Source organism: Tsukamurella strandjordii (genome assembly GCF_039525985.1).
Classification (GTDB): domain Bacteria; phylum Actinomycetota; class Actinomycetes; order Mycobacteriales; family Mycobacteriaceae; genus Tsukamurella; species Tsukamurella strandjordii.
Window position 1 is genome coordinate 149930 of record NZ_BAAAII010000006.1, and the last position, 16744, is coordinate 166673.

15 protein-coding genes are annotated in these 16744 nt (G+C 69.9%); 9 read left to right on the plus strand and 6 right to left on the minus strand.

The window, feature by feature from the left end:
- The first annotated feature begins 5 nt into the window (after positions 1–5).
- Complete coding sequence (locus ABD108_RS12010) at positions 6–815, plus strand: ATP-binding cassette domain-containing protein (RefSeq protein WP_220659482.1); 810 nt, start codon at positions 6–8, stop codon at positions 813–815.
- 32 nt (positions 816–847) lie between these two features.
- Entirely contained in the window at positions 848–1849 is a 1002-nt protein-coding gene (gene iolG / locus ABD108_RS12015) for an inositol 2-dehydrogenase (protein ID WP_220659481.1), read from the plus strand.
- A 10-nt stretch (positions 1850–1859) separates the two neighbouring features.
- Here the strand turns inward: iolG and ABD108_RS12020 are convergent, their stop codons facing one another.
- From ABD108_RS12020 to ABD108_RS12040, 5 genes are read right to left on the minus strand one after another with little or no spacing between them, the layout of a single operon-like run.
- The gene (locus tag ABD108_RS12020) at positions 1860–3257 is read right to left on the minus strand and encodes an MFS transporter (RefSeq protein ID WP_343930409.1); all 1398 of its coding nucleotides are present in this window, start codon (positions 3255–3257) and stop codon (positions 1860–1862) included.
- Between the two features lie 43 nt (positions 3258–3300).
- The gene (locus tag ABD108_RS12025; RefSeq protein WP_343930410.1) at positions 3301–4347 is read right to left on the minus strand and encodes a Gfo/Idh/MocA family protein; all 1047 of its coding nucleotides are present in this window, start codon (positions 4345–4347) and stop codon (positions 3301–3303) included.
- Positions 4344–5231, minus strand: a complete 888-nt coding sequence (locus ABD108_RS12030; RefSeq protein ID WP_220659478.1) for a sugar phosphate isomerase/epimerase family protein — start codon at positions 5229–5231, stop codon at positions 4344–4346. Before ABD108_RS12030 ends, ABD108_RS12025 begins: the two co-directional genes overlap by 4 nt.
- Before the next feature lie 52 nt (positions 5232–5283).
- Entirely contained in the window at positions 5284–6075 is a 792-nt protein-coding gene (locus tag ABD108_RS12035) for an SDR family oxidoreductase (RefSeq protein ID WP_343930411.1), read from the minus strand.
- The gene (locus tag ABD108_RS12040; RefSeq protein ID WP_343930412.1) at positions 6072–7244 is read right to left on the minus strand and encodes a phytanoyl-CoA dioxygenase family protein; all 1173 of its coding nucleotides are present in this window, start codon (positions 7242–7244) and stop codon (positions 6072–6074) included. The genes ABD108_RS12035 and ABD108_RS12040 overlap by 4 nt, the downstream gene beginning before the upstream one ends.
- A 143-nt stretch (positions 7245–7387) precedes the next feature.
- Here ABD108_RS12040 and ABD108_RS12045 point away from each other — a divergent pair, with 143 nt between their 5' ends.
- On the plus strand, positions 7388–8410 hold the full coding sequence (locus tag ABD108_RS12045) for a LacI family DNA-binding transcriptional regulator (RefSeq protein ID WP_343930413.1): 1023 nt from the start codon (positions 7388–7390) through the stop codon (positions 8408–8410).
- Positions 8411–8413: 3 nt separating this feature from the next.
- On the opposite strand, the gene ABD108_RS12050 is transcribed toward ABD108_RS12045, so the two are convergent.
- Complete coding sequence (locus ABD108_RS12050) at positions 8414–9154, minus strand: GntR family transcriptional regulator (protein ID WP_220659474.1); 741 nt, start codon at positions 9152–9154, stop codon at positions 8414–8416.
- A gap of 285 nt (positions 9155–9439) precedes the next feature.
- On the opposite strand from ABD108_RS12050, the gene iolC reads away from it, so the two are divergent.
- Genes iolC through ABD108_RS12080 form a run of 6 tightly spaced genes read left to right on the plus strand, consistent with a single transcriptional unit; the run spans position 9440 to position 16715 of the window.
- On the plus strand, positions 9440–10414 hold the full coding sequence (gene iolC / locus ABD108_RS12055; protein WP_220659473.1) for a 5-dehydro-2-deoxygluconokinase: 975 nt from the start codon (positions 9440–9442) through the stop codon (positions 10412–10414).
- Complete coding sequence (locus tag ABD108_RS12060; protein ID WP_343930414.1) at positions 10407–11318, plus strand: Cgl0159 family (beta/alpha)8-fold protein; 912 nt, start codon at positions 10407–10409, stop codon at positions 11316–11318. Before iolC ends, ABD108_RS12060 begins: the two co-directional genes overlap by 8 nt.
- Positions 11319–11355: 37 nt before the next feature.
- Positions 11356–12861, plus strand: coding sequence for a CoA-acylating methylmalonate-semialdehyde dehydrogenase (locus ABD108_RS12065; protein ID WP_343930415.1), 1506 nt, complete (start codon positions 11356–11358; stop codon positions 12859–12861).
- Between the two features lie 23 nt (positions 12862–12884).
- Entirely contained in the window at positions 12885–13811 is a 927-nt protein-coding gene (iolB, locus tag ABD108_RS12070) for a 5-deoxy-glucuronate isomerase (RefSeq protein ID WP_343930416.1), read from the plus strand.
- The gene (gene iolD / locus ABD108_RS12075) at positions 13808–15760 is read left to right on the plus strand and encodes a 3D-(3,5/4)-trihydroxycyclohexane-1,2-dione acylhydrolase (decyclizing) (RefSeq protein WP_343930417.1); all 1953 of its coding nucleotides are present in this window, start codon (positions 13808–13810) and stop codon (positions 15758–15760) included. Before iolB ends, iolD begins: the two co-directional genes overlap by 4 nt.
- Positions 15761–15791: 31 nt before the next feature.
- The gene (locus ABD108_RS12080; protein WP_220659468.1) at positions 15792–16715 is read left to right on the plus strand and encodes a sugar phosphate isomerase/epimerase family protein; all 924 of its coding nucleotides are present in this window, start codon (positions 15792–15794) and stop codon (positions 16713–16715) included.
- Positions 16716–16744 lie beyond the last annotated feature (29 nt).

A 16744-nucleotide genomic window follows, 5' to 3' on the forward strand; every position in this document is an offset into this window, starting at 1 on the left:
CCGATATGACCACGGACAACGACGAGATCGTCCTCGGTACCGAGCCTTCGGGGACGCCGCTGATCGAGCTGCGCGATGTGGGCAAGCAGTACGGGAACATCATCGCGCTCAAGGGGATCAATCTCCGGGTGCATGCCGGTGAGGTGACCTGCGTGCTCGGCGACAACGGTGCCGGCAAGTCCACGCTGATCAAGATCATGGCGGGGTTGCACCAGCAGTCCGAGGGCGAGGTCCTCATCGACGGGGAGGCCACGCGCCTCGAATCCCCGAAGGACGCGCTCAACAAGGGCATCGCCACCGTCTACCAGGACCTCGCGGTGGTGGGTCTGATGCCGGTGTGGCGCAACTTCTTCCTCGGACAGGAGATGCGCACCGGCGTGCTGAGGTCGCTCGATGTGCAGACCATGCGCACGACCACCAAGGACGAGCTCTTCAAGATGGGCATCGACCTCCCCGATGTGGACGCCCCGATCAGCTCGCTCTCCGGCGGCCAACGCCAGTGCGTGGCGATCGCGCGCGCGATCTATTTCGGCGCCCGTGTTCTCATCCTCGACGAGCCCACCGCCGCGCTCGGCGTCAAGCAGTCGGGCATGGTGCTGCGCTACATCACGGCGGCCCGGGACCAGGGCTTCGGCGTCGTCTTCATCACGCACAACCCGCACCACGCGCACCTGGTGGGCGACCACTTCGTGCTGCTCAACCGCGGGCGCCAGAAGCTCGATTGCACGTACAGCGAGATCTCGCTCGACAAGCTCACCCAGCAGATGGCGGGCGGCGACGAACTCGAGACCCTGAGCCACGAACTGCGGAAGTAGACGAGCGACAACGCTCGAGTGAGGAGGCGGATGTGAGCGCGACCAGGATCGCGGTCCTCGGCTGCGGCCGGATCGGGCGGGTCCACGCCGATTCGGTGGCGATCAACGAACGTGCCGAACTGGCCTGGGTGTTCGACCCGGTCGAGGCCGCGGCGAAGGACGTCGGTGGGCGGTACGGCGCCGCATGGACGACCGACGTCGACCGGATCTTCGGCGACGATCTGGTGGATGCGGTGATCGTGGCCTCGCCGACCCCCACGCACATCGACCTGCTCACCCGCGCGGTGCGCGCGGGGAAGACGGTGCTGTGCGAGAAGCCCATCGACCTCGACATCGCCCGTGTGGACGCCTGCCGCGGCGATCTCGGCGACCTCGTCGAGCGGGTCATGCTGGGCTTCAACCGTCGGTTCGATCCGTCCTTCGCCGAGGTGCGAGCACGGGTCGGTGGCGGCGAGATCGGCGCCCTCGAACAACTCACGATCATCAGCCGTGACCCGGCGCCGCCACCCGCGGAGTACGTCGCGGTATCGGGCGGCCTGTTCCGCGACATGATGATCCACGATCTGGATCTCGCCCGGTTCTTCCTCGGCGAGATCGAGTCGGTGTCCGCGCTCGGCGCCAACCTCGTCTCCGACGACATTCGGGCGGCCGGCGATGTCGACGGTGCGGTGGTCGCCCTGCGCGGAGTCGGCGGGCAGCTCGCCACGATCACCAACTCGCGACGGTGCGCGTACGGCTACGACCAGCGCCTCGAAGCCTTCGGCGCGCTGGGTGCGCTGGACGTCGCGAACCAGCGGGCCACCTCGGTGTCCTTCTCCGGCGTGGATCGCACGGGTGCCGCCGGGCGGGTCCACGACTTCTTCCTGGACCGGTATACCCCGGCGTACCGCGCCGAGCTCGACGCTTTCATCACGATGACACGCACGGGGGAACCCGCGTCGCCGGGTTTCGAGGACGGCCGCGCTGCACTGCTGCTGGCCGATGCGGCGGCCGAGTCCCTGCGGACCGGCGAGGTCGTGCGGCTCGCCACCTGAGCCGGACGGTTCAGCGCGTCGCGGCGTGCTGTCCGGCTGCCGCGGGTAGGCGCAGCGCTCCGAGGAGCGGGAGCACGAGGAGGGCCGCGAGCGGGAGGAAGGCGAGGCGGTATCCCAGCTCGGCCTCGCCCGGTCCCGCCGCCGCCGTTCCCAGCCCGACGGCCGCGGCCACCACCGCCACACCGAGCGCGGTTCCCACCTGCTGCAAGGTGGCCGACAGCGTGTTGGCCGAGCCCAGGATCGACGGCGGGACATCGGCGAACATGAGTGTGTTGTAGGCGCTGAAGCCGATCGACCGCACCGCGCCGCTGAACACCAGCAGTACCGCGATCACCACGTGCGGGGTCGCGGACGTCACCGCTGAGAACGCCGCCAGCGCGGCCGCGCCGGCCAGGATCGAACCCACCAGGGTCCGCTTGAAGCCGATCGCCCGGATGATCGGGGTGGTGAGCGGTTTGACGCCGAGGTTGCCGAGGAAGACGGCGGCCACCATCGCACCCGACGCGGAAGCGCTCCACCCGAACCCGGCCTGGAAGGTCAGGACGAACAGGAAGGGCGCACCGGTGATCACCAGCCGGTACACCGAACCGCTCACGTTGCCGACGCGGAAGGTCCGGATACGCATCACCGCCGGGTCGAACAGCGGGGCAGGGCGTCGCGACATCCCGTGCGCCGCGGCCGCGGTGAGTGCCACGGAGCCGACGAGCAGGGCGGCGACGAGTACCGGCCGTCCGCTGCGGACCAGTTCCGCCCCGCCGATCAGGCAGACCACCGCTCCCGCCGTGCACAGGTATCCCCAGCGGTCCAACGGGGTTCGGGGGAGCGCCTGCGGACGGGGGATCAGGAGGACGCCGCCGATGGCCAGGGCGATGCCGATCGGGATGTTCAGCGCGAAGATCCACCGCCAGCCCAGGCGGTCGGTGATGACGCCGCCGATGAAGGGCGCGATCACGGGCGCGATCAGCGACGGCCAGGTGAGGTACGCCATCGCGGCCAGGAGGTCGACGGGGCGCACCGTGCGCAGCACCGCGATCCGACCCACGGGGATCACCAGCGCACCCGCAACACCCTGTGCCGCGCGGAAGACGGATAGCCACACCAGGTCCGGTGCCACGGCGCAGGCCAGCGACGCCGCTGTGAATCCCACGACCGACCAGACGAAGGTGCGCCGGGCGCCGTACCGGTCGGCCACCCACCCGGCGGCCGGAAGGGCCACCGCCACGGCGAGCAGATAGGCGACGATCGCCGGGCTCACCCCCGCGGGGGTCGTGCCGAATTCGCGTGCCACGGCGGGCGCGGCGGTTTGCAGCACCGTGCCGTCCAGGTTCTCCAGGAACAGGGCACCCGCCACCAGCAGGGCGAGCGGGCGGCGGAAGGAGACGGTGGCGGGGCGGGGCAGACGGGTCATGGGTGGAACCGATCATCGCTCATCGCGATGCGGTTCGTGGGGTTCACCGTGGTGTCAGGCCCGCCGCGCGGTACGCCGAGTCCACCAGCTCCATCGTCGACACCGAGTCCTCGACGTCGATCGGGAGCGCCGCTCCCGTCCGCACGGCGTCCGCGAAGGCGGCCAACTGGTGGGTGTAGGTCGACGTGCGATCGAGGTGCTCCACCGTCTCGGACCCGTCCGCACCGGTCACGATGAACCGATCGTCGCGGTGCGGACCCAGGAAATCGGGGATCGCGATGGATCCGCCGTCGCCGCGGAAGACGAGCGCGAAGTCGTAGCGATCACCGACCATCGACACGTGCGCGTGGCCGGTCACCGGCATCGCGCCGTCGCGGCCGGGGAATCCGAAATCCACATCGCAGGCCGAGTCCACGCCCGGTGAACGCAGGACGGCGACCGCGCCGCGTACCGTCGGGCGACCTCCGGCGAAGGCGCCGAAGGTGCGCATCACGTGCGCGGCGTAGCAACCGAGGTCCATGAGTGCACCGCCCGCCAGCGCCGCCGACCACCTCGGATCCTCGTCCGGTGGCGTCGGCATCGACATCCGCACGTCGATCCGGCGCAGGTCGCCGATCGCGCCGGCGGCGAGCAGCTGCTCCGCCCGCGCGACCAGGGGATGGAACCGGTAGTGATACCCCTCGAGCACCACGACTCCCGCCGCGGTGGCGGCGTCGGCCACCGCACGCGCGGAATCGGCGTTGGCCGCGAAGGGCTTCTCGGTGAGCACCGGCTTTCCCGCACGCACCGCGGCCAGGTTCCACTGCGCGTGTAGGGAATTGACCAGCGGGTTGTAGATGACGTCCACCTCGGGATCGTCGATCACCGCCTGGTAATCACCGTGAATCCGCTCCACGCCGTGCTCTGTGGCGAAGGCCTCGGCGCGGTCGCGATCGCGCGCGGCGATCGCGACCAGCCGGTGCCCCAGGGCATGGGCGGGACCGACGATCGCGTCGGCGGCGATCCGCGCCGCGCCGAGCACCCCGATGCGCAGCGGGTCACCGGGAAGCGGAGTGCCGTCGATGCGGACCGCGGCCTCGCCGCGCGTCATGCGGACGTCGTGGCGCACACGGCCCGGAGGTGGTCGATCGACGCCGCGACATCGTCCTTCGCGGTGTCGCCGTCCGCCTCGGAGCCCAGGATCGTGTCCTGCTCCAGGACGTACCATCCCGCATACCCGGCCGCGGTGAGACCCTTGATGATCGCGGGCAGGTCCACATCGCCATCGCCCAGCGGGGTGTACATGCCCGCCCGCACGGCGTCGGTGTAGCTGAGGTCGCCCGAGCGGACGCGGGCCGCGAGCTCGGCGCGCACGTCCTTGAGGTGCACGAGGCGGACGCGATCAGCGGCGAGGGTGACCACGTCGACCGGGTCGGTGCCACCCGCGAGCAGGTGCCCGGTGTCCAGGCACAGGGTGACGGCCGAGCCCTCGATCACGCGCAGGACCTCGGGGCGCTGCTCGATCATGGTGCCCACGTGTGGATGCAGCGCGGCATCGAGGCCGCGTTCACCGGCGGCGGCGGTGAGCCGGTCCAGATTGTGCAGCAGGGTGTCCCAGCCGGACGCGTCGAGCTCAGGACGCGCGTCGTAGCCGTCGGTGCCGGTCGCAGCGGCGATCACCGCCACGCCGCCGCCGACCGCGAGGATCCGGTCGGCGGCGACGAGGAACTCGGGGAGCGGATCGACGTGGGGGTCGTGCAGCACCAGGGGGATGAAGCCGCCGACGCAGGACAGGCCGTAGCCGGACAACGTGGTGCGCAGCGCAGCCGGTTCGGCCGGCAGGAAGCCGTCGGGGCCGGTCTCCGTGGCGGTGAGGCCGAGCTCGCGCATCTCGCTGAGTACGCGATCGGGCGCGAGCTGATACCCCCAACCGGGGACCTCGCAGACGCCCCAGGAGATCGGGGCGGCGGCGAGGCGGAGGGGAAGGTCGGTCATCGGGCTTCTCGTTTCTCGAAAGTGGGGGATGGAGAGGGGAGTTCGGAACGGATCAGTCGTAGGCGCCGGGAACGTGCTGGTCCCAGTCGATCACCGAGCCGGTGACGATGCCGCTGCGATCGGAGAGGAGGAAGACGACGGCATCGGCCGCCTCGGAGGGTTGCGCGAGCCGTCCCGCGGGCAGGCCGTGGCCCGCCTCCTGCGCCCAGTCGTCCGTGGCAGCGTGGAACCGCTTCTGTGTGATCGCCTCACCCTCGGTCTCGGTCCACCCGATGTTGAGTCCGTTGACGCGGATCCGGTCGAACCGATGGGCGTGGGCGGTGTTGCGGGTGAGCCCGATCAGTCCCGCCTTCGCGGCGACGTACGGCGCGAGGTAGGGCTGTCCGCCGTGCGCGGACATCGAGATGATGTTGACGATCGCCCCCGGCGCGCCGCGACCGCGCATATCGCGCACCGCTGCGGCCATCGTGAAGAACGGGGCTCGCAGGTTCACGGCGATGTGCTCGTCGAAGAGCTCGGGGGTGGTGTCGAGCAGGGTGCCGCGGGTGGTGAGCCCGGCTGCGTTGCACAGCCCGTCGACGCGGCCGAAGGCCGCAACGGTCGCCTCGACGGAAGCCGTGGCCTGTGCCGGATCGGCGACATCGGCCATCAGGAAGCGCACGTCCGCGCCGCCCGCCCCGAGCTCGGCCGCGAGCGCGTCGCCCACGTCCGCCCGGCGTCCGGTGAAGGCCACACGTGCTCCGGCGGCCACTGCGGCACGGACCACGGCGGCGCCGACGCCCTGGGTGCCGCCGGACACGAGGACCACGCGGCCCGCGAGATCGCCTCCGGCCGCGGCACTCACGCGAGCCTCCGGGCGTCGAGCGCCGACAGCTGTGCGCTGAACTCCGCGGCGGACATGCCGGCGTCGAGGGCACGGTGGGTGAGCTCCGCCTGGGTCTCGCCGTGCATCCCGGTCACCGGCTGGTCGAGGTCGAGATTGCTGGGGAAGGCGTAGCCCTCCGCGGTGGCCGCCACGGCATGGCCCGCCCCGCGCGGATCGGACGCGGCCAGGTTCGCGATGTGCGGATAGGTCGCGCGCAGCATGGCGGAGCGATCGACCGATTCCATCGCGCGGCCGAACGCCGAGCTGACCTGCAGCAGGTTCGCCATGCGGCGGATTCCGCCGGAGACGTTCGATCCGGCCGCATGGAACAGTGCCGGGTTGAAGAAGACCGCGTCGCCGGCGGCGAGGGGGAGCTGCACGTAGTGCTCCGCGAAGTACTGCTGGAACTCCGGGAGGTTGAAGGCGAGGTACCCGTTCGGATACCGCTGCGAGTAGGGCAGGTACATGGTGGGGCCGGATTCGAGCGGCATGTCCACGTGCGCCACCGCCCCCTGCAGGGTGAGCGCGGGGGACAGTAGATGCGCCGGGATGCGGAACTGCGCGGCCGTCTCCGGCGACATGAAGCCCAGGTGGTAGTCCCGGTGCGCAGACTGCGCCCCGCCGCCCGGGTTGACCACGTTGATCGCCGAGGTCACCTGGTACATCGGTCCGAGCCAGGCCTGCGCGATCAGGTTGAGCACGTCGTTGGCGTAGTACCGCACGAAGAGGGCGGGGTCGCGGAGCGCGAGCTTCTGCAGGGCGTTCCAGATGCGATCGTTGGCACCGGGTGCGGCGAAGTGATCGCCGCCGGCGCCCCCCGCCGCGCGCTGCTCGCGGATCATCGCGGTGTACGCCGCGGTGCACTCGTCGAGGCCGTGCCGCTGATCGAAGGCGCCGGGGAAGACGACGATGCCGGGTCCGTCCAGCAGGGCCCGCACCAATTCGTCACCGAGGTCCTCGCGGAAGGCCGGGGCGTCGGCTGCGCGCCGCTGCACGTCGTGGCCGTAGGTGAGGACCCCGCGCTCGGACCCGGTGGCGTTCGGGAACGCGGCGAGGTCGGTCTCCGTGGACAGGAGCGCGACGAATTCGTCGAGGTCGCAGTCCTGCGCGCGAACCCGGACGGGCCGGGATGATGCGGTTGTGGCCATGGGCGGTGGCTCCTGTTCGGCGGCCCGGGGGCCGGATGTGCTGTGCACCACAGATGTTGCCAACCGGAGTCGTGTCGAAACACCCCGCAAACCCATCAAAAACCCCTCAGAATGGTGGAGTACCGCGCCGACAGGAGCACCCGATGCCGCATCCGTATCCGATCCGTGAGATCGCTCAGCAGGCCGGCGTCAGTGAGGCCACCGTCGACCGTGTGCTGCACGACCGGCCGGGGGTTCGGGCCGGGACCGCCGAACAGGTGCGGCAGGCGATCGCGGATCTGGACCGGCAACGCACCCAACTACGCCTGTCCGGGCGCAGGTTCATGCTCGATGTCGTGATGGAGACGCCGCGTCGCTTCTCGACGCTCACCCGCGACGCCTTGGAATCCGAGCTACCGGCGCTGCGGCCGGCGGTCTTCCGGGCGCGCTACCACTTCCGGGAGGAGTGGCCGACCGCCGAGTTGATCTCCCAGCTGGATACCCTGGCCCGCAAGGGAAGCCACGGCGTCATTCTCAAGGCTCCCGACCTCCCCGAGGTTGCGGCGGCGATCGATCGGCTCGCCGCGCGCCGGATCCCCGTGATCACCGTGGTGACCGACATTCCGGCGAGTACGCGCATCGCCTACGTCGGGATGGACAACCGGGCGGCGGGTGCGACGGCGGCGTACCTGGTCTCACAGCTCGTCGGTGAGCGGCCCGGTGCGCACCTGGTGGTCACCAGCGGCGCACTCTTCCGCGGCGAGGAGGAACGGGAGATGGGCTTCCGCAGCGAGATCCGCCGCATCGACCCCGAGCGGTCGGTGATCGAGGTGCCGAACACCGCGGGCTCCGACGAGGCCTGCCGGCGCGCAGTGGCGGCGGTCCTGGCCCGCGAACCGGAGATCGCGGGGGTGTACACGCCGGGCGGGGGCAACCGGGGCGTGATCGCGGCCTTCGACGGCGCGGACCGCGGTTATCACGCCTACATCGGCCACGATCTGGCCGAGTCGAACCGGGAGTTGTTGTGCGCGGGGCGCATCACCGCCCTCCTGCACCACGATCTGCGAGCCGACTTGCGGCAGGCCGCGCACGCGGTGATGGGGTATCACGGTGCGCTCCCGGGGCCCCAGCGCCCGCGGCCGACCGCGATCCAGATCGTCACGCCGCCGAATCTGGCCGGCCTGTGACCGCTAGCGACTGAAGACGGAGACGTCGAAGAAGTACCGCGAGGCCCGGTAGACGTGCCGGCCGAGCTCGATGGCCGTGCCGACCTCGTTGAAGGCCACGCGTTGCATCGTGAGCACGGCATCGCCGGGCCCCTCGTCCAGCAGCTCGGCCTCGTCGCCGGTCGAGATGCGCGCGCCGATCCGCTGCTCCGCCTGGGCGATGGTGATGCCACGACCGCGCAGGCATTGGTAGAGCCCCTTGGCCTGGAGCTCGTCCGGAGCCGGAGCCAGCTCGGCGGGAAGGTGGTTGGTGAGGATCGCCAGCGGTACGTCGTCGGCACTGCGCAGCCGGCGGATCGAGACCACCTGGGCGTCGTGCTCGATCCCCAGCTCGTCCGCCACCTCTTCGTCCGCCCGTCCGAGCCGGTAATCGAGCAGCTTCGTGGACGGCCGCTGCCCTGCGGCGACCAGGTCCTCGTAGAGGCTGGTCAGTTCGACGGCGCGGTGGACCTCGTTGCGCACCACCTGCGTTCCGACTCCGCGCTTGCGCACCAGAAGCCCCTTGTCCACGAGCGCCTGGATCGCCTGGCGTGCGGTGGGACGAGACAGGTTGAGCCGCTTGGCGAGATCGATCTCGTTCTCGATCCGGTCACCGGGAACGAGCCGGCCGTCCAGGATCGACCGTTCCAGCGCCTGGGCGAGCTGGTAGTACAGCGGCACCGGACTGGTGCGGTCCAGCTCGACGGGGAGGGCGTCCTGCGACATACCGACGAGTCTAGGTCACGACGTGCATTTTCTCGCGGTCCTGAGCAACGCATGTGTGGACAATCAACTTTTACGGAATTGCGCGAGTATGTCAGCACATATCGACCGGCGACGTGTGCCGCAGCCGCGTTGTCATACCCCTCGCAACCGTCCGGAGAACGTCGAAGTTCGCAGGTAGTCGTGTATCTGACGAAAATTTGTCGAGAGATGTTTGTATGACAGGACAAATGAGATACAGTGATCCACGTCGCACTCACGACGTTACCCACCAGGAGGAGCCACGCCATGACCACAGGCACCGGCGGCGCGCCGTTCGATCTGATCACCCTCGGTCGCGTCGGCATCGACATCTACCCCCTGCAGGACGGGGTCGGCCTCGATCAGGTGGAGACCTTCGGCAAGTACCTCGGCGGGAGTGCGACCAACGTCGCCGTCGCGGCCGCGCGATACGGCCGCACCTCGGCCGTGATCACCGCAACCGGCGCGGATCCCTTCGGTCGCTTCGTGCACACCGAACTGCGCCGGCTGGGGGTCGACGACCGGTACGTGGGCACCGTCGCCGGGCTGAACACCCCGGTCACGTTCTGCGAGATCTTCCCGCCCGACGATTTCCCGCTGTACTTCTACCGCGATCCGATCGCGCCCGACCTCATGGTCGACGACGATGCGCTCGACCTCGACGCGATCCGCGCCGCCCGGATCTTCTGGGCCACCGTCACCGGACTTTCCCGCGAGCCCAGCCGGTCCGCTCATCACACCGCGTGGGCGGCTCGCGGACGCACACCGCTCACCGTGCTCGACCTCGACTACCGGCCGATGTTCTGGGAGTCGCCCGAGCTCGCGAGCGCCGAGGTGGGGCGGGCTCTCGACCATGTCACGGTCGCGATCGGCAACCGCGAGGAATGCGAGATCGCCGTGGGGGAGACCGAACCCGAGCGGGCGGCCGACGCCCTGCTCGACCGTGGCGTCGAACTGGCCGTCGTCAAGCAGGGCCCGCGCGGCGTGCTGGCGAAGACCCGCGACGAGCGGGTGGAGGTGCCGCCGTACCGCGTTGACGTGATCAACGGTCTCGGCGCGGGCGACGGGTTCGGCGGCGCCCTCTGCCACGGGCTTCTGTCCGGGTGGCCGCTCGAACGGACGCTGCGCTTCGCCAACGTCGCCGGCGCCATCGTGGCCTCCCGCCGCGAGTGCTCCACCGCCATGCCCACCACCGATGAGGTGGACACCGTCATCGAGGAGCTGGACCGCAATCATGTCTGATTCGTATCTCAACGCCGGCCCGTTGGGCCCCGAGGACTTCGAGCGCCTCCGTACCGCTCGGCTGGAGGCTCCCGATGCGATCGCGGAAGTGCTCGCCGCTCGCCGCCGCCGTCCGCTGGTACGCGGCGACAAGCGCCTGATGATCGTGGCCGCCGACCACCCCGCCCGTGGGGCGCTCGGCGTCGGTTCCGACCCGATGGCGATGGCGGACCGCTACCAGCTGCTGCAACGAATGGCGCTGGCCGCCTCCCGGCCCGGCGTCGACGGGGTGCTCGGCACGCCGGACGTGATCGAGGACCTGGCCCTGCTCGGCGTCCTCGACGACAAGATCGTGGTGGGGTCGATGAACCGCGGCGGCCTGCGTGGCGCCGCGTTCGAGATGGACGATCGGTACACCTCCTACGACGTGCCCGCCATGCAGCGCGACGGGCTGGACTTCGCGAAACTGCTGGTGCGGATCAACCTCGAAGACGCCGGTACCGCCGCCACCCTGGAGGCCACCGCCGCGGCGGTCACCGCCGCCGCTGCCGCCAAGTTGCCGATCATGCTGGAGCCCTTCCTCAGCCGCTGGTCCGAGGGCAAGATCGTCAACGACCTGTCCACCGACGCCGTGATCGCCTCGATCGCGATCGCATGCGGCCTCGGCAGCACCTCGGCCTACAGCTGGCTCAAGCTGCCCGTGGTCGACGACATGGAGCGCGTGATGGCCGCCGCAACGCTGCCCACACTGTTGCTCGGAGGCGACCCCGCGGGCGATCCCGATGCGGTGTACGCGTCCTGGGCGAAGGCGCTCGGCCTGCCCGGAGTGCACGGACTCGTCGTGGGCCGCACCCTGCTCTACCCCGCGGACGGCGATGTCGCCGCCGCCGTCGACACCGCCGCGGCACTCGTCCACGGCGCCTGAACCTCTCGACCCGACGCACTCCGAGGAGACCGTACCGATGACCACCACAGAACTTCCCGTCGTTCCGCACTGGATCGACGGTGCCGCCCACCCGTCCACGAGCGGTCGCACCGCGGACGTCTACGACCCGGCCCTCGGGGTGGTCACCAAGCGGGTGGCGCTGGCCGACCGCGCCGAGATCGACGCCGCCGTCGCCTCCGCGCGCAAGGCACAGGAGGCGTGGGCCGATCTGTCCCTGGCACGCCGGCAGTCGGTGCTGTTCCGGTTCCGCGAACTGCTCGAGGCCCGCAAGCCCGAACTCGCCGAGATCATCACCAGCGAGCACGGCAAGGTCCTCTCGGACGCCCTCGGCGAGATCAGTCGCGGCCAGGAGGTCGTCGAATTCGCCTGTGGCCTGGCACATCACCTCAAGGGTGAGTTCAGCGAGCAGGTCTCGTCCGGAGTCGACGTCTACTCCACCCGGCAGCCGCTCGGCGTGGTCGGCATCATCAGCCCGTTCAACTTCCCGGCGATGGTGCCGGCATGGTTCTTCCCGATCGCCATCGCCGCGGGTAACGCGGTGGTGCTCAAGCCGAGCGAGAAGGATCCGTCGGCGTCGATCTGGATGGCCGAGTTGTGGAAGGAGGCAGGACTGCCGGACGGCGTGTTCACCGTGCTCAACGGCGACAAGGAAGCCGTCGACGGCCTGTTGACCCACCCCGATGTCGCGGCCATCTCCTTCGTCGGTTCCACGCCGATCGCCAGGTACGTCTATGAGACCGGCGCCAAGCACGGCAAGCGCGTGCAGGCCCTGGGCGGCGCGAAGAACCACATGCTGGTGCTCCCGGACGCCGACCTCGACCTCACCGCCGACGCCGCGATCAACGCCGGCTTCGGCTCGGCGGGGGAGCGATGCATGGCGATCTCCGTCGCAGTCGCCGTCGAGCCCGTGGCCGATGCCCTGATCGAGAAGATCACCGAGCGCATGGCCACGCTGCGCACCGGAGACGGCCGCCGCGGCTGCGATATGGGCCCGCTGGTCACGAAGGCGCACCGCGACAAGGTGGCGTCCTACATCGACATCGCGATCGAGGACGGCGCCACCGTCGTGGTCGACGGGCGTTCGGTGCAGCCCGACGGTGCGCCCGAGGGCTTCTGGCTCGGACCCACGCTGATCGACCGAGTGCCCACCGGTTCGCGCGTGTACACCGAGGAGATCTTCGGACCCGTGCTCGCCGTGGTCCGCGTGAACTCCTACGAGGAGGGCGTCGAACTGATCAACTCCGGCGCCTTCGGCAACGGCACCGCGATCTTCACCAACGACGGCGGCGCCGCACGACGGTTCCAGCGCGATATCAGGGTGGGCATGATCGGCATCAACGTGCCGATCCCGGTTCCCGTGGCCACCTTCAGCTTCGGTGGCTGGAAGGAATCCATGTTCGGCGATACCAAGGCGCACGGCGCCGAGGGCGTGAAATTCTTCACTCAGCTCAAGGCGATCACCAGCCGGTGGCTGGACCCCTCGCACGGAGGCATCAACCTCGGCTTCCCGCAGAACGACTGACGCATTTCGAGAAGGGAACGGCCATGGCGGCGACACCCAACGAGTGGTTCCATCCCCGCGGTGACCTGGCGCGTGATGGATGGGAATCCGTGGTCGACACCACGATCCCCGGCTGGCGGCACACCGGGATCCGGATCGCGGACCTGGCCGCCGGCGCGCTGACGCTGCCCGCGGGCGGAATCGAACGCATCGTCGTCCCCCTGACCGGCGGCTGCATCGTGGATCATGAGGGTGTCTCCACGACGCTGGCCGGGCGGCGCTCCGTGTTCGACGGTCCCACCGACGTGCTGTACATCGGTGCGGGCACCGGACTGACGGTGCGCGGCACCGGGCGGGTGGCGGTGGCGGAAGCCCCGACCACCGTCACCCGACCGACCCACCACGTCCCGGCGCACGCGGTCCCGGTCGAGGTCCGCGGAGCGGGCCGCGACACCCGCCAGGTGCACAACTTCGGTACTCCCGGCACCCTCGACGCCGCCGCACTCATCGTGTGCGAGGTGATCACGCCGGGTGGGAACTGGAGCAGTCACCCCGCGCACAAGCACGACGAGTACATCGCGGGGCACGAGACCAGGCTCGAAGAGATCTACTACTTCGAGGCCGCTCCCACCCGCGCACTGCGGGAGGCGGGATCGGCCCCCGCCGACGCGGACGCCTTCGGCAGCTTCGTCACCTACTCGTCGAACGCGGGCGAGATCGACACCAACGCCGTGGTCCGCACCGGTGACATCGCGCTGGTCCCGTTCGGCTACCACGGTCCGGCGATGGCGGCGCCCGAGTACGACCTCTACTACCTCAACGTGATGGCCGGCCCCGACCCCGAACGGGAATGGCTGATCAGTGATGATCCGCGCCAGACCTGGCTGCGGGACACATGGAGCGCACAGGAACCCGATTCCCGGTTGCCCTACGCGGCCCCCACCGGATCCAGCGAAGGAGAAGCCGAATGAGCACGCGGCGGATGACGGTCGGCCAGGCCCTGGTCGAGTTCCTGGCCCATCAATGGACCGTGGACGAGGTCGTCGGCGCCGACGGTACGAGCACCGTCGTGCGCGAGCGCACCGTGCCCGGCACCTTCGGGATCTTCGGGCACGGCAATGTCGCCGGCGTCGGCCAGGCCCTGCTCCAGGCGGCCGTCGAGGAACCCGGGCTCATGCCCTATCACCAGGCGCGCAACGAGCAGGCCATGGTGCACCAGGCCGTGGGCTACGCCCGCATGCACCGGCGGCGCGCCACGTACGCCAGCACCGCGTCGGTCGGACCGGGGGCGGCCAACATGCTCACCGGTGCCGCGCTGGCCACCGCGAACCGGATGCCCGCGCTCCTGCTGGTCTCGGACACGTTCGCGACCCGCGTGGCCGATCCCGTCCTCCAACAGCTGGAGTTCCCGCACGACACGGGGATCCAGGTCTCCGATGCCTTTCGCCCCCTCTCCCGCTATTTCGACCGCGTGCAGCGCCCGGAGCAGCTGTTCTCGATCGCGCTCGCCGCACTGCGGGTGCTGACCGATCCCGCCGAGACCGGCGCCGTGACCATCGCGCTGCCCGAAGACGTCCAGGCCGAGAGCATCGACGTGCCCGAAGAGTTCCTCGCCGACCGCGAGTGGCACCTGCGCCGCCCGCTGCCCGAGCGCGGGCCGCTGGCCCGCGCCGTGACGGCGATCCGCGGCGCGAAACGACCGCTGATCGTGGCCGGAGGCGGCGTGATCTACTCCGGCGCCGAAGACGCACTGCGGCGGCTCGTCGAGGCCACCGGGATACCCGTGGGCACCACCCAGGCGGGTGGTGGGGCGCTGATCTGGGACCACCCGCAGAACCTCGGCGGCATCGGCGCCACCGGCACCGCCGCGGCCAATGCGATCGCCGCCGAGGCGGATGTTGTGATCGGAATCGGCACCCGGTACAGCGATTTCACCACCGGTAGCCGCACCGCCTTCCAAGCCCCCGAGGTCACCTTCGTCAACATCAACGTCGCCTCGTTCGACGCCTACAAGCACGGGTCCCAGCTCCCGGTGATCGCCGATGCCCGCGAGACGCTCATCGCCCTGCGAACCGAACTCGACGGTCACACCGTGGAATCCGGCTACGCCGATCGGATCGCCGCAACAAAACGCGAGTGGGATACAGCGGTCGACGCCGCCTTCGTGCCCACCGGAGGCGAGCTGCCGGGCCAGCCCGAGATCATCGGAGCCGTGCACGCTGCCATGGATCCCCGCGACGTGATCATCCAGGCAGCGGGGTCGCTGCCCGGCGACCTGCAGAAGTTGTGGCGAGTGCGCGATCCACTCGGCTACCACGTCGAATACGCATTCTCCTGCATGGGATACGAGATCGCCGGCGGTCTCGGCGCCAAGCGCGGACTCCTGGCTGACGGTGACGATCGCGATGTCGTGGTGATGGTGGGCGACGGCTCCTACCTCATGCTGCACACCGAACTGGTCACCGCAGTGGCCGAGGGCATCAAACTGATCGTGATCATCATCCAGAACCAGGGCTACGCGTCGATCGGTCACCTCTCCGAGACGGTCGGATCGCAGCGGTACGGCACGCGGTACCGGTACGCCGAATCACCCGACGGCGATCCGGCGCACGCCGACTTCGAGCGCGGCCCCTTCCTTCCGGTGGACCTGGCCGCGAACGCCGCCAGCTACGGCGTGGACGTGATCGACATCGCGCCCGGTCCGCAGGCTCTGGGCGACCTGTCGCGGGCGGTCGCCACCGCCAAGGCCGCGAGCGGTCCCACCGTGATCCATCTGCACAGCGACCCGTTCGTCTACGCGCCCGAGGGCGGCGGCTGGTGGGACGTTCCCGTCGCCGAGGTCTCGACGATGGACAGCACCCGGGCGGCGCGCGCCGACTACGAACGGCAGCGCGTCCAGCAGCGCCCGCTCCTCGGCTAGTGCCGAACCCGCTCCGAGAAGGATCCACATCATGACCGACGACCGCGAGCACACCGCCGGACTGCGCATCGGCACCGCCCCCGACTCCTGGGGTGTGTGGTTCCCCGAACACCCCCGCCAGACACCGTGGGAACGCTTCCTCGATGAGGCCGCCGCGGCCGGATACCACTACATCGAGCTCGGCCCCTACGGCTACCTGCCCACCGATCCGGGGCGCCTCGAGGACGAGCTCGGCAAGCGCGATCTCGCGCTGTCCGGCGGCACCATCTTCACCGGCTTCCACAAGGGCGCCGATCAGTGGGACCGCGCCTGGCGGCAGGTGAGCGATGTCGCCGCCCTGGTGCAGGCGATGGGGGCCGAGCACCTCGTGGTGATCCCCGACCTGTGGCGCTCCGACGCCACCGGCGAGACCCTGGAACCGCGTACCCTGAACACCGAGCAGTGGAACCTCATGGGGGAGGGCCATAATCGCCTCGGCCGCGCCCTGGCCGAGGAGTTCGGCATCCGCCAGCAGTTCCACAGCCACGCCGACAGCCACATCGGCACCGCACGCGAGGTGCAGCGCCTCCTGGAGATCACCGATCCCGAGAGCCTGAGCCTGTGTCTGGACACAGGGCACTACGCCTACTACGGCGGCGACAACGTCGAGCTGATCACGAAACACCCGGACCGGATCGGGTACCTGCACCTCAAGCAGATCGATCCGGAACTGCGCTTCGACGTCCTCAAGAACGACGTCGCCTTCGCCGACTGCGCCGCCGAGATCATGGTCGAACCACCCTCCGGCATCCCCGATTTCGCACCGATCATCGACGCCGTCAACGGGATCGACTCGGAGATCTTCGCGATCGTCGAGCAGGACATGCCCGGCGTCGACATCGACCTCCCGGCGGGCATCGCCACCCGAACCCGGCAGCACATCTTCGGCTGCCACCCACTCACCCGCACCCGCTGACCGCCCAACCGAACAGGAGCGAAGACCCC